Raw genomic sequence first — 12,236 nt, forward strand, 5'->3', positions numbered from 1 at the left:
GATATTTATCATAAAATTATTATATACTGAATAACAAAAAACCGCTATGGCCAATGCCAGAGCGGTTTTTAGATGATATTATTAAATTTTTCTTACGCTGGAATTTCTCCTTTATATAAGAAAGAAATAATTTCTTTGTTTAATTTATCGATCATTTCACTGAATAAGTGGAAAGATTCCTGCTTATAGATTACCAATGGATCTTTCTGCTCATACACAGCTCCCTGTGATGATCTTCTTAAGTCGTCCATTTCACGAAGGTGAAGCTTCCAGTTTTCATCGATAATCGATAAAGTGATATTCTTTTCAAAATCATTCACTAAACTTTCACACTGAGTATCATACGCTTCTTTAAGATCAGCTACAATAGTCATTGTTTTGTGTCCGTCTGTGAAAGGAACCTGGATCATTTTGAACATTGAACCCTGATTTTGGTACACATTCTCAATGATAGGGAATGATTTTTCTTTCAACAGATTCAGCTTCATTCTATAATCTTCCTGAGCTGCTTTGAATAAAATATTGGTCAGATCCTGAACATTCTTATTATTAAAATCATTTTGTGAAACCGGAGATTCCATCGTAAATGTTTTAATGATTTCATATTCAAAATCTTTATAATTTCCTGAAGCTTTCCCTTTCGCAACGATAGAATTAGCTACATCAAAAATCATATTGGTGATGTCATACTTCAAGTGGTCTCCGAAAAGAGCATTCTTTCTTCTCTTGTAGATTACGTCACGCTGTTTGTTCATAACGTCATCGTACTCAAGAAGTCTTTTTCTTGTTCCGAAGTTATTTTCTTCCACTTTCTTCTGAGCTCTTTCAATAGACTTACTGATCATAGAGTGCTGAATTACTTCTCCCTCTTTGTGACCCATTCTGTCCATCATTTTAGCAATTCTTTCAGAACCGAACAAACGCATTAAGTTATCTTCAAGAGACACATAGAACTGAGAACTTCCCGGATCTCCCTGACGTCCCGCTCTACCTCTCAACTGTCTGTCAACACGTCTTGAATCGTGTCTTTCCGTACCGATGATCGCTAAACCTCCTGCATCTTTTACTTCCTTGGAAAGCTTGATATCCGTACCACGACCTGCCATGTTGGTTGCAATGGTTACAACTCCCGGCTGTCCTGCTCCAGCTACAATTTCCGCTTCTTTTTTGTGAAGCTTCGCGTTCAATACCTGGTGTGGGATCTTTCTTAATTGAAGTGCTTTTGATAGTAACTGAGAAATCTCAACAGAAGTAGTACCTACCAATACAGGTCTTTTCTGTGCTGTTAATTTTTCAATTTCTTCTATTACAGCATTATATTTTTCTCTGTTAGTTTTGAAAACTAAGTCTTGCTTGTCATGTCTTAAAATAGGACGGTTGGTAGGAATTACCACAACGTCTAATTTATAGATTTCCCAAAGCTCTCCAGCTTCAGTTTCAGCAGTACCCGTCATCCCCGCAAGCTTGTTATACATACGGAAGTAGTTCTGAAGCGTGATGGTTGCAAAAGTTTGAGTAGCTGCCTCAATTTTTACATTCTCTTTCGCTTCGATCGCCTGGTGAAGACCGTCTGAATAACGACGTCCCTCCATGATACGACCTGTCTGCTCATCAACGATTTTTACTTCACCATCAATGACTACATACTCATCGTCTTTTTCAAATAATGTGTACGCTTTCAATAGCTGGCTCATCGTGTGAACACGCTCGGATTTTTCAGCAAAATCAGAGAAAAGTCTTTCTTTTGCTTCAAACTCTTCTTCTTTAGAAAGGTTCTTAGCTTCTACTTCAGCAATCTCAGTTCCGATATCAGGAAGTACGAAGAAGTTAGGATCAGAGTTACCCTGAGACATGTATTCAACACCTTTGTCTGTAAGGTCTACCTGATTGTTTTTCTCCTCGATTACGAAGTAAAGATCTTTATCTACGATCGGCATATCACGGTTGTTGTCCTGCATGTATTGCGCCTCAACTTTCTGAAGCAATGCTCTGTTTCCGCTTTCCGATAAGAATTTGATTAATTGTCTGTTTTTTGGAAGACCTCTGTATGCCTGAAGTAATTTGAATCCACCTTCTTTTGTATTTCCTGCAGCGATTAATTTCTTCGCTTCATTGAAAATAGCAGAAACGGTTTTCTTTTGTACTTCAACAATTCTGTCGATAGAAGGCTTAAGAACATCAAACTCCTGTCTGTCTCCTTGAGGAACCGGACCTGAAATGATCAATGGCGTTCTTGCATCATCTACCAATACAGAGTCCACCTCATCCACGATAGCAAAGTTAAGTTCTCTTTGTACCAGTTCTGAAGGTGATGTCACCATGTTATCTCTCAGATAATCGAAACCGAATTCGTTATTCGTTCCATAGGTAATATCCGAGTTGTATGCTTTTCTTCTTCCGTCCGAGTTCGGCTGGTGGTTATCAATACAATCGATAGACATACCGTGGAACTGATAAAGAGGTCCCATCCATGCCGAGTCTCTTTTTGCAAGATAATCGTTCACCGTTACAACGTGTACCCCTCTTTCAGGAAGTGAATTTAAATAAATAGGTAATGTTCCTACCAAAGTTTTACCTTCACCGGTTGCCATTTCGGCAATTTTACCACTGTGAAGAATAATCCCTCCGATAAACTGAACATCATAGTGGACCATATCCCAAACTACAGGAGTTCCGGCAGCGTCCCATGAGTTTTTCCAAACAGCTGTGTCTCCCTCAATGCTGACGAAATCTTTCCCCGCAGCAGCCAGTTCTCTGTCCCAGTCACTAGCCGTTACACGGATTTCTCCATTCTGAGCCCATCTTCTTGCCGTTTCTTTGATCAATGCAAAAGCTTCGGGAAGAATCTGAACCAGAACTTTTTCTTCAATTTCGTAAGATTCTTTCTTTAAAGACTCAATTTTTGAGAAAAGAGCTTCTTTCTCATCAACGTTGGTTGAATTTTTTATCTGCTCTTTTATCTGTTCTATTTGAGCGGTGATCTTGCTGGTTGCAGATTTTATATTCTCTTTAAACTCAGCCGTCTTTTGTCTCAACCCATCATCTGACAATTGTTGGATGTTAGGTTCTACTGCTCTGATTTTTGTTACAACTTTTTTTACTTCTTTTAGGTCCTGCGCTTTTTTGTCTCCCAAAAACCCTTTAAGAACTTTGTTTAAAAAACTCATAAATTTTTTGCTTTATGCTTAATGCAAAATGCTTTAAGCGTTTTAAATAACACTTATCGTGTAAATTATATATAAAAAGGGCAAAAAAGCTCTAAGCACGCAGCCTAAAGCTTATCGCTTTATTAATATTCGTCCTCGTTCCAAAGGAAATCCTCGTCAGTAGGATAGTCACTCCATACTTCTTCGATAGATTCATAAATTTCTCCTTCGTCCTCAATGGCCTGAAGGTTTTCTACTACTTCCATTGGTGCACCAGTTCTGATTGCGTAGTCAATAAGCTCTGCTTTTGTCATTGGCCAAGGTGCGTCACTTAGATATGAAGCTAATTCTAATGTCCAGTACATAATTTTCTAATTTTTTGCAAAAGTATAAAAATAGGTTGTATAATAAACTTTTTTATACTTGATTTTCAATTCTTTTTATAATTTTTTCTTATAAATGACTGTCACAAACTAACTGGCAGCTATGTCAGCCATTTACTTATTGTCGTTTTCTCAAAAACCATTCCACAAATTTTTTTATGCCATTTTGGAAGTCTGTGGCCGGATTATACCCTATTAAATCCTTTGCTTTTGTAATATCGGCATTCGTTTTTGTGACATCTCCCGGCTGCATTGGCAGAATTTTTTTGATGGCAGATTTTCCCAATACCTTTTCAATAGTAGCCACCATTGCAGACAAAGTGATTACCTGGTTTTCACCCAGATTCACAATTTCATAAATTCCTGAATTGTTTTCCAGATAAAGAATAGATTTGGTAATTCCATCAATGATATCATCTACATAAGTATAGTCTCTGGCCGTATTTCCGTCACCATAGAAAGGGATTTCCTGATTTTCCGAAATAAGCTTTGTAAACTTGTGTATGGCTAGGTCAGGTCTCTGTCTTGGTCCATATACTGTAAAAAACCTGAGCTGGATCATATCTATATGGTATAGATTATGGTAAACATGTCCTATAATTTCTCCGCTTTTCTTGGTAGCAGCATAAGGAGAGATAGGATTGTCTACATTATCTGTTTCCGCAAAGGGAATTTTTTCATTATTTCCGTAAACACTTGACGAAGATGCACAGATGAATTTTTTAATATGGAAATCCTTACACAGTTCCCAAAGATTCATAGTACCCCGTACATTCACTTCTTCATACTCCAGAGGACGTTCAATAGAAGGGCGAACACCGGCAAGTGCAGCAAGATGGATCACCATGTCAATATGATGATTCTTAAAGATGTTTTCAAGACCTTTTAGGTCCCTGATATCTTGCCAATAGAGGGAATACTGGTCAGAATGGGTGAGGGAAACCAAACGCGGAATATCCGTCTCTTTATCCGAGAATTCAAAATCCGAATTTTTACCGATTGACTCTAAAGTATTTTTAATTTTTACCTGATAGTCATAGAAATTATCAAAATTGTCAATGTTTATGACAGAATGTCCATTTTTTAATAATTTCTCTATTAGATGGGAACCAATAAAACCGCTTCCTCCGGTTACAAGATAATTCATTTGTTGATTTTAATAGACAAATTTATTAATAAAACTTGAATGACGTTTTTATACTTTTGTCTGAAAATATAAATCAATGATAAATCTTCAAAAGTTATTTGTACTTCCCAAGGAAGAAGATGAAGAATTTACATTTGGCGAGATAGAGGAAGGTATTTATTTCCGCGGTCATAATCTCTGGCTTCTGGTAATTTCCATGGGTATTGCCTGTATTGGGTTAAATGTTAATAGCCCGGCTGCGGTAATTGGTGCAATGCTTATTTCTCCATTGATGGGACCTGTTGTTGGAATTGCATTTGGGCTTTCTATAGGAAACAGGAGACTTATAAAGCTTGGTGTTTATAACTGGCTTTTGATGATTGTAGTGGCCATTTGTTCTTCCACATTATATTTTCTGGTTTCTCCTTTTCATTCAGAAACTTCACAGCTTGAAAGCTTTAAAACGGCAACGATTTTTGACTGTTTTTTAGCCCTGCTTGGAGGACTTGCATGGTTTCTGGGGATCGTAAGGAAAGAAGCAATCAAAGTTATCGCGGGGGTGGCAGTTTCTACAGCATGTATACCTCCTTTGTGCACAGCAGGATTTGGTATTGCTAATGGAAACTGGGAATATTTTTGGGGAGGCTTTTATTTTTATCTTATCAATTGTTTTTTTATAGCGGTGGGAACCTGGGTATTAAGTCTCGTGTTAGGATATCAGAAGTATTACAGAGAAAAAAACAGCAATAATCGTAAAGTTTCTGTATGGATCAGCTTACTTTCCGTTATTATTTTGATTCCGAGTATATTGCTTACCAAAAAGAAATGGGAGAATGAAACATTGAAAGAGAGGTCGGAAAAATATATCAGAATTATTAAGGAAAGTCATCCTGAGCTGGCTATTATTAATCATGAGTCATTTAAAGAAAAAACACAGGATTTTTTAAAGATCACCCTTTTGAATGACAGTGTTACCATCAGTAAAAAAAGACTGGATGAACATAATGAATTAGTGAAGGATATTCATCTGATATGGCAGTATTCGCCTCAGTCAAAAAATATAAATAATCCGGAATTGCAAAAACTTCAAAGCCAGATAAATGCTCTAAAAAAGGAGCTGGATGAGATTAAATTGCAAAAAAAGATCAAATAAAATTTCTATATTTACTTATACTTAAAAACATCATTATGCAGTTTCAAGGGCAAATTTTAAAGATGACAAGCTACGATGCTAAGCCAATCCAATACTATCTCAATCTTTCCGGGGATCTGATCCACATGAATGAGCTGTTTGGAAAGGACTTAAGCATAAAACATACAGGATTCCAGTGTGTAAATTGTGGTGAAAATAAACCAATTTACAGAATGGGATTCTGCAAAAACTGTTTTTTTGAAAGCCCTTATGCAAGCGATACCATTATCCGCCCGGAACTTTCTACAGCACATTTAGATATTGCAGAACGCGATCTTGAGATCGAAAAACAAATTCAGCTGCAGCCACACACTGTTTATCTGGCCTATACAGGAGATGTAAAAGTAGGAGTAACCAGAAATACACAGATTCCCACAAGATGGATTGATCAGGGTGCAACTTTTGCATTGCCTATCGCAAGAACAGAGAACCGCTACGAAGCAGGAATGATAGAAGTAGCTTTAAAAGAACATCTGGCAGATAAAACCAATTGGAGAAAGATGCTGCAGGATGATTTTGAAGGAGAAGTAGACCTTGCCGATTTCCGACAAAAGATAAAAGAATATTTTCCTGACGATTTCCAGAAATTTTACAGTGATGGTGAAGAGCTGTGGATGTTTGATTATCCTTTTGAAAAACCTGAAAAAGTTTCTTCATTTACTTTGGATAAAAAGCCTGAATTTACAGGAAGGCTTACCGGAATTAAAGGACAGTATCTGGGATTTGAAGGTGGGAACTTTATCAATGTAAGAGGACATGAGGGATATGTGATCGAACTCGAAATAAAGAACTAATATTAAATGATAGCCTTAACTTAGATGCAGATATCTTAAGCTAAGGCTATTTAAAAATGAATTTTCTCAGTGGGCATAATAATTTACCCCGCATTCAAGGAATTTTTTGAAATCCTCTTTAGGCATATATCCTGAGACAGGTGTGTTGATTACTTTACCATCAGGAGTAATTAAAACATAGTGAGGTTGAGAGTTATTATTGAAGTTCACCTGCTGGAATAAACTCCATCGGTCCCCAATTGTTTTTACCTTATTGATCTGTCCGTCTCCAAGGTCGATTTTGGTTTTCTGATCCTCAGGAAGCTCTTCCTTGTCGTCTACATAGAGAGAAGCCAGTACTACATCGTTCTGAAGAATCGGTAAGATATCTGGTTCGCTCCAAACAAATTCCTCCATTTTTCTACAGTTTTCACAACCGTATCCTGTAAAGTCGATCAGGATTGGTTTATCTTCTTTTTTGGCCAGTTCTACAGCTTTGAAGAAATCGTGCTCCGGATGCATTCCTAAAATTCCGTCTTTTTCATCATGGAAATAGCTTACATTGAGTGGAGGTAAAATTCCACTTAATAACTGAAGTTTCGGACGGTCAGATGGGATTAACCCTTGAACCAGATAGATCACGAAACCAATTCCCAATACCCCTAATATTTTTCTGGTGATAGAGATTTTAGGCTTTTTATCATCATGAGGGAATCTGATCAATCCTAATAAATAGATTGCTAATCCTAAGGCGATAATAATCCAGATCGCAATGAAAAGCTCTCTTTTTAAGAAGAATGTTTTGGATACAAGATCAGCTTTAGACAAGAATTTCAATGCCAATGCCAGTTCTACGAATCCTAAAACAACTTTTACCGTATTCATCCATCCTCCGGATTTCGGAAGGCTTTGTAATGCCTGCGGGAATAATGCCAGCAGTCCAAAAATAATCGCCCATGCCAGCCCGAATCCAGCCAAAGCAAAGGTCAGCAGCATAGGAACATTGGATGAACCTGTTACTGCACTTCCCAGTAAACTTCCTAAAATAGGTCCTGTACAGGAGAAAGAAACAATCACCAACGTTAATGCCATGAAGAAAATACCGATAATTCCTCCCGCTTCTTCCGCTTTGGAAGATTTGTTGGCGATAGAACTTGGCAGCGTGATATCATAATACCCGAAGAAACTTCCGGCAAAGAAGATGAATATGATGAAGAACGCAATGTTCAGCCATACACTTGTGGAAATTTCATTGAAGATATTTCCGGCAATTCCATCAATAATATGGAAAGGAATACTTAATAAAACAAAGATCAGAAGGATAAAAAAGCCATAAATAAGAGCGTCTCTTTTTCCTTTGGCTTTGTTTTTACTTCCTTTGGTAAAGAAAGAAACCGTTAATGGGATCATCGGGAACACACATGGCGTAAGCAAAGCGATTAATCCTCCGATAAATCCAAGGAATAGATACGTCCAGTAATTTTCATCCACTTTGGCAGACGCAGTACCGCAATCTGTCAATGGCTTTTTGAAATCGATGGTTGCAATTTTCAACTGCTTTGGATCCAGTTTTGAAGCTTCTGTGATCGTAGTTTCAGTTTTTGCAGGATTTTCAGTAACGGTCCCGGTAACTTTCACTGAATCCTTTACAGGCGCTGCGTTTTCCTCGGCTGCAGCCTCTTCCGCTGCCCCTTTTGGAGTAACTTTTTGATTGAATTCTAATGTATTGGGAGCCAGGCAAACTCTGTCATCACAAGTCTGATACGTAATCTCGGAAGTGACATCTGCAGGTTTTGTCGGATCTTTTAATTTAAATTTCTGCTTAAATCCGGCAGCATTGGAATAAAAAACAATAGTACCTCCGAATGCTTCAGAAAATTCTTCATGTTTTTTACCTACTTCGGTAAATTTTCCAATCAACTCAATATTCTTTCCTGTCACTTTATACTCCGTTGGAATTCCGGTATCTTCCGGTAAATCTTTGGAGTAAATATGCCATCCGCTTTCCATGGTAGCATTCAATACCGCTTCGTACTGATTGTTTCCCAGATCGTTGATGGTGAATTTAAACTTTACAGGATTTTTTATCTGCGCATTAATTCCTGTCGCTAAAAATAGTAGAATTAATAAAAACCAGTTTCTAAATTTCATTTTATTAAAATAATTTGAATATATGTGATTAATAACTGGTGCTAATACCCAAAGAAAGACCGGCACTCTCAGGAACAAATCTGCAAACACCGCCTACACAAAGCAATCCTCCTCTTTGTCTGCCATAAGAAGCCTGAATTCTTGTACTGTTTTTTCTAAAAACCAGCCCTCCTGTGTAATAGTGCATTTGCTTTTCTTTATCAGAATTTCCGTAATTATAAAGGTCATTGGCGAAGATCGACCAGTTTTTGTTAAAATTATATTCGAAAAGACCGGCAGCCCAATTTCCATGGTAACCGTTTGCCCATTGGTGCTGCAGTTCCAGTTTCATAGAACTTTTGGAAAATCTGTAAATATTATCCAGAATAAGAGTTTGTGCTTTTACTTCTCCACTTGTTTCTTCGACTCTGTAAGTGTTGTAGTACTGGTTAATAAGTATCAGGGCAACCTTCCATTTATCCTTCAGTCTGGTCCTGATATCAAGGCTTTGGTCTGAGTAATATCTTTCTCCTAAAGCAAGAAAATCCGTTTTATAGTCATGGATATCATTAATGTACGATCTGTAGGTTCCCTTTAATCCATACCAGTTTGAAATATTCAGAGAAAGATCAGTTCCGTATTTTCCACCCAATAGTGTTCCCTTTTTTATCTTATAAAAGATGTCTATCTGGGAGCCTATTTCCCCGGATTTCTTTTGAGGGAGAAATGACAGCCTTGGTTGTGCCTGATAAACATAAATATTGGCCAGGCTATAATCATATTGTTTGGTGAGTGAAGGGATATAATTCAACACGGAATTATGGTAAATATTTCCGATTTGGTCTCGTTGTGAGTAAAAATTAAAGTTTTCCAGTCTTCTCAGTCCAGCAATGATTCCAAACCGGTCTGTAGCATAGGAAAGGTTAAGCAGAAAAGCATTGCCTGAAAATATATTATTTGGATCCAGTGTGTTTACCTGCTTGATATTGTCCTTGGTTTTGTAAAGGTATTCCAATTCCATTGCAAAATTTGAATATTCCATTTTCATTCTGGATGAATAGATGCTGACGTTTTTAGGGAATTTACTGTTTTCCTTATTGTCCTCGTATTTATTGACATAGCTGAATCCGATACTGGTGTGAAGGTCTTTTGCTTTTATCATATTGTCCAGATTCAGTTCGGTATCAAGTCCTGTTATTAATCCGTCTGAAAGATTAAATCCTAACCTCTGTTTACCTATTAATGCTTTCATGATGACGGTTTGGCTGGGATCTGTATATTTTATTTTTCCTCCCAGCAGGGAATTTGCAATCCCAAGCTGTTTATCTTCCCATACACGTAAAGCTAAACCACTGCCGAACTGTTCATAAAAATGACCTAATGTGACATCTACTCCCGCTTTTTCGTTATTATAGTTAACAAAATAAGTTCCCAGGCTGGTTTTACTCAAAACCGGGGAATAATTGAGTAAGGCTTTTGGCTCATAAGCTTCAAGCTGTGCCCCGGCTGTGAAGTTTTTTAATTTATAGTTGATATTCAGGTAGTTATTTGATCTTAGCCTTTGGTCTTTTTCTGCTTCGGAGAGTTTTACTTTGCTGTCATCAATATAATATTGTGAATTGGATTCAAGATTTACAGATAACTGGCTAAAAAGACGAATGCTGGTTAATAGAGCCGCTCCATAAATTATTTTTTTTCGCATAATTATTTGCTGGTATTGTATTCTTTAATCTTTTTGATCAGTTCATCTTCATCCCCGGGAGAGTAGCCCACATGAGAATATACAACTTTACCTTTATGAATGAGTATGGTGTGGGGGATACTGTTGATATTCAATGCTCTCTTAAGAGTCTGGTTAGAGTCTAATAATACTGTGTAGGGCCACCCTTTGCTTTTGACAAGAGTTTTAACTTTTGAAACTGTACGGGCATCATCTGTGGCAGCTGCCAGTAAGGTAAACTTATTTTCCTTCTGCCAATCTCCGTATTTGTCATTAATAGCGGTAAGTTCTTCCATACAAGGTAGGCACCATGTAGCCCAAAAGCTGACAATAACAGGATTAGAGGAGTCTATTTTGGAAAAATTGATCCTTTCGCCTGACAAGGTGTTTAAAGAGACATTAGGCATTTCCTGAGCGTAAAAAAAGCTTAAACAAGAAACGAAGAGTCCTGAGAAAATCATTTTCATTGTTAATGTTGTTTTTAATAATTAAACAAATATTATTTTGCTAATATATAATTAATTATGTAATTTTAATGCGAAATAATTATTAAAACAATCAAAATATTGATTTTATCAAAATTTTAATGTTTAAATTTTAAACTCATTTATTAACAACTCCATATAAAATTTTAGTTTTTATTTAAACCTATTAAAAAATTCAACAAACAATGAAAAAAAAGTTATTATTTCTAAATTGTGTGATTTTATTTTTTTTGTTATTGTCCTCCTGTAGCGGATCGGCAAGCGACGAAGGAGATACTGTTGCGACTTATCTTACCATTTCTTCAGAAGGAGGTAACGAAAAACTATTGGGAAAAAGCTTTACATTCAGAATAAAGGATAATCTCAATAATGACATTACTTCAGAAAGTGAAATTTTTGTCAATAATCAGCTGATAAACGGAAATATCTATACGCCTGTAGAGAAAGGAGCTTATACTATCAGTGCCCGATACAGAAACCTCCCTGCAAATCCTATATCTGTAAATGCTGTCATCAATGACGGAGTCAATTTTAAACATAGAATTTTATACGAAGATTTTACCGGTACATGGTGTGGAAACTGTACCCGTGCAGGGGCCAGAGCCAAAAATCTGAGACTGCAGACCGATGATGGTTTTGTCTTTATCGGGATTCATGGGCCTAGTGGGCAGGATCCGTGGTCGAATGCCGTAAGTGCTGAGGTAGAGCAGTTTAAAAATGTAACCGGGGTGGATCTTGGCTGGCCTACTATGTTTATTAACAGAAATACAATGTGGGATGACAGTGAAAATTATACCGATATGTCGTTACCGTTGTCTCAGTTAAAAGCCTTCAGTAAAATAGGGATAAGAATAGGCTCTGATATATCTGGCAATACTCTGAATGTTGATGCCCGGATTTCTTTTGCCCAAGCCTTTTCAGGACTTAAAATAGCTGCGTTTATAGTAGAAGACGAGCTGGTGGGTAAACAAAAGAATTATGTCCCGGCTTTGGGGCCACCTACTATTTATGATTATGTACACCATAATGTTTTACGGGCTAAACTGACTTCATCTGTTGCAGGAGAAAATATTCCGGATTCCCAGACAGGAATTTCCAATGAATACTCCCGATCATTTCAATACTCTATTCCTTCAGATTACCATCGTGATCATCTTAAAATTATCGTGATGGTAATGGATAGTAATGGAATTGCACTGAACGTGAGAGAAGAAAAGATAGGCATATCCAATACTTATGAATTTTTATAAAACTATTATTTACTAAACTTAAATTTTTAAA

9 protein-coding genes are annotated in these 12,236 nt (G+C 37.0%); 3 read left to right on the forward strand and 6 right to left on the reverse strand.

The window, feature by feature from the left end; all coding sequences use genetic code 11:
• Positions 1 to 92: 92 nt before the first annotated feature.
• The 3 genes from secA to AB1278_RS01605 form a co-directional block, all read right to left on the reverse strand.
• Positions 93 to 3,167, reverse strand: coding sequence for a preprotein translocase subunit SecA (gene secA, locus AB1278_RS01595; protein WP_429811978.1), 3,075 nt, complete (start codon positions 3,165 to 3,167; stop codon positions 93 to 95).
• 122 nt (positions 3,168 to 3,289) lie between these two features.
• Complete coding sequence (locus AB1278_RS01600; RefSeq protein ID WP_002662059.1) at positions 3,290 to 3,511, reverse strand: DUF2795 domain-containing protein; 222 nt, start codon at positions 3,509 to 3,511, stop codon at positions 3,290 to 3,292.
• Between the two features lie 136 nt (positions 3,512 to 3,647).
• A complete protein-coding gene (locus AB1278_RS01605; protein ID WP_429811990.1) occupies positions 3,648 to 4,676 on the reverse strand; it encodes a GDP-mannose 4,6-dehydratase in 1,029 nt (342 codons plus the stop codon).
• Positions 4,677 to 4,752: 76 nt separating this feature from the next.
• Between AB1278_RS01605 and AB1278_RS01610 the strand changes: the two genes are divergently transcribed.
• The gene (locus AB1278_RS01610; RefSeq protein WP_429811993.1) at positions 4,753 to 5,808 is read left to right on the forward strand and encodes a DUF389 domain-containing protein; all 1,056 of its coding nucleotides are present in this window, start codon (positions 4,753 to 4,755) and stop codon (positions 5,806 to 5,808) included.
• 35 nt (positions 5,809 to 5,843) lie between these two features.
• Positions 5,844 to 6,641, forward strand: a complete 798-nt coding sequence (locus AB1278_RS01615; protein WP_429811996.1) for a DUF2797 domain-containing protein — start codon at positions 5,844 to 5,846, stop codon at positions 6,639 to 6,641.
• 66 nt (positions 6,642 to 6,707) lie between these two features.
• Here AB1278_RS01615 and AB1278_RS01620 read toward each other — a convergent pair whose 3' ends face one another.
• The 3 genes from AB1278_RS01620 to AB1278_RS01630 are packed head-to-tail and all read right to left on the reverse strand — an operon-like array spanning position 6,708 to position 10,937.
• Positions 6,708 to 8,771: a cytochrome c biogenesis protein CcdA gene (locus AB1278_RS01620; protein WP_429811999.1), complete on the reverse strand. Its 2,064-nt coding sequence runs from the start codon at positions 8,769 to 8,771 to the stop codon at positions 6,708 to 6,710.
• A 28-nt stretch (positions 8,772 to 8,799) separates the two neighbouring features.
• Positions 8,800 to 10,452: a DUF6029 family protein gene (locus AB1278_RS01625; protein WP_429812002.1), complete on the reverse strand. Its 1,653-nt coding sequence runs from the start codon at positions 10,450 to 10,452 to the stop codon at positions 8,800 to 8,802.
• 2 nt (positions 10,453 to 10,454) lie between these two features.
• The gene (locus tag AB1278_RS01630) at positions 10,455 to 10,937 is read right to left on the reverse strand and encodes a TlpA family protein disulfide reductase (protein ID WP_343644065.1); all 483 of its coding nucleotides are present in this window, start codon (positions 10,935 to 10,937) and stop codon (positions 10,455 to 10,457) included.
• 203 nt (positions 10,938 to 11,140) lie between these two features.
• Here AB1278_RS01630 and AB1278_RS01635 point away from each other — a divergent pair, with 203 nt between their 5' ends.
• A complete protein-coding gene (locus AB1278_RS01635) occupies positions 11,141 to 12,205 on the forward strand; it encodes an Omp28-related outer membrane protein (protein ID WP_429812005.1) in 1,065 nt (354 codons plus the stop codon).
• Positions 12,206 to 12,236 lie beyond the last annotated feature (31 nt).

Origin of the sequence: Chryseobacterium sp. NRRL B-14798 (assembly GCF_050470705.1) — a bacterium.
In the GTDB taxonomy this organism is placed as follows: domain Bacteria; phylum Bacteroidota; class Bacteroidia; order Flavobacteriales; family Weeksellaceae; genus Chryseobacterium; species Chryseobacterium cupriresistens.

What these genes read in the sequence shown, in the direction of transcription:
- secA (WP_429811978.1), bottom strand. Translation starts at nt 3,167, where the DNA reads ATGAGTTTTTTAAACAAAGTTCTTAAAGGGTTTTTGGGAGACAAAAAA.
- AB1278_RS01630 (WP_343644065.1), bottom strand. Translation starts at nt 10,937, where the DNA reads ATGAAAATGATTTTCTCAGGACTCTTCGTTTCTTGTTTAAGCTTTTTT.
- AB1278_RS01625 (WP_429812002.1), bottom strand. Translation starts at nt 10,452, where the DNA reads ATGCGAAAAAAAATAATTTATGGAGCGGCTCTATTAACCAGCATTCGT.
- AB1278_RS01605 (WP_429811990.1), bottom strand. Translation starts at nt 4,676, where the DNA reads ATGAATTATCTTGTAACCGGAGGAAGCGGTTTTATTGGTTCCCATCTA.
- AB1278_RS01635 (WP_429812005.1), top strand. Translation starts at nt 11,141, where the DNA reads ATGAAAAAAAAGTTATTATTTCTAAATTGTGTGATTTTATTTTTTTTG.
- AB1278_RS01620 (WP_429811999.1), bottom strand. Translation starts at nt 8,771, where the DNA reads ATGAAATTTAGAAACTGGTTTTTATTAATTCTACTATTTTTAGCGACA.
- AB1278_RS01615 (WP_429811996.1), top strand. Translation starts at nt 5,844, where the DNA reads ATGCAGTTTCAAGGGCAAATTTTAAAGATGACAAGCTACGATGCTAAG.
- AB1278_RS01610 (WP_429811993.1), top strand. Translation starts at nt 4,753, where the DNA reads ATGATAAATCTTCAAAAGTTATTTGTACTTCCCAAGGAAGAAGATGAA.
- AB1278_RS01600 (WP_002662059.1), bottom strand. Translation starts at nt 3,511, where the DNA reads ATGTACTGGACATTAGAATTAGCTTCATATCTAAGTGACGCACCTTGG.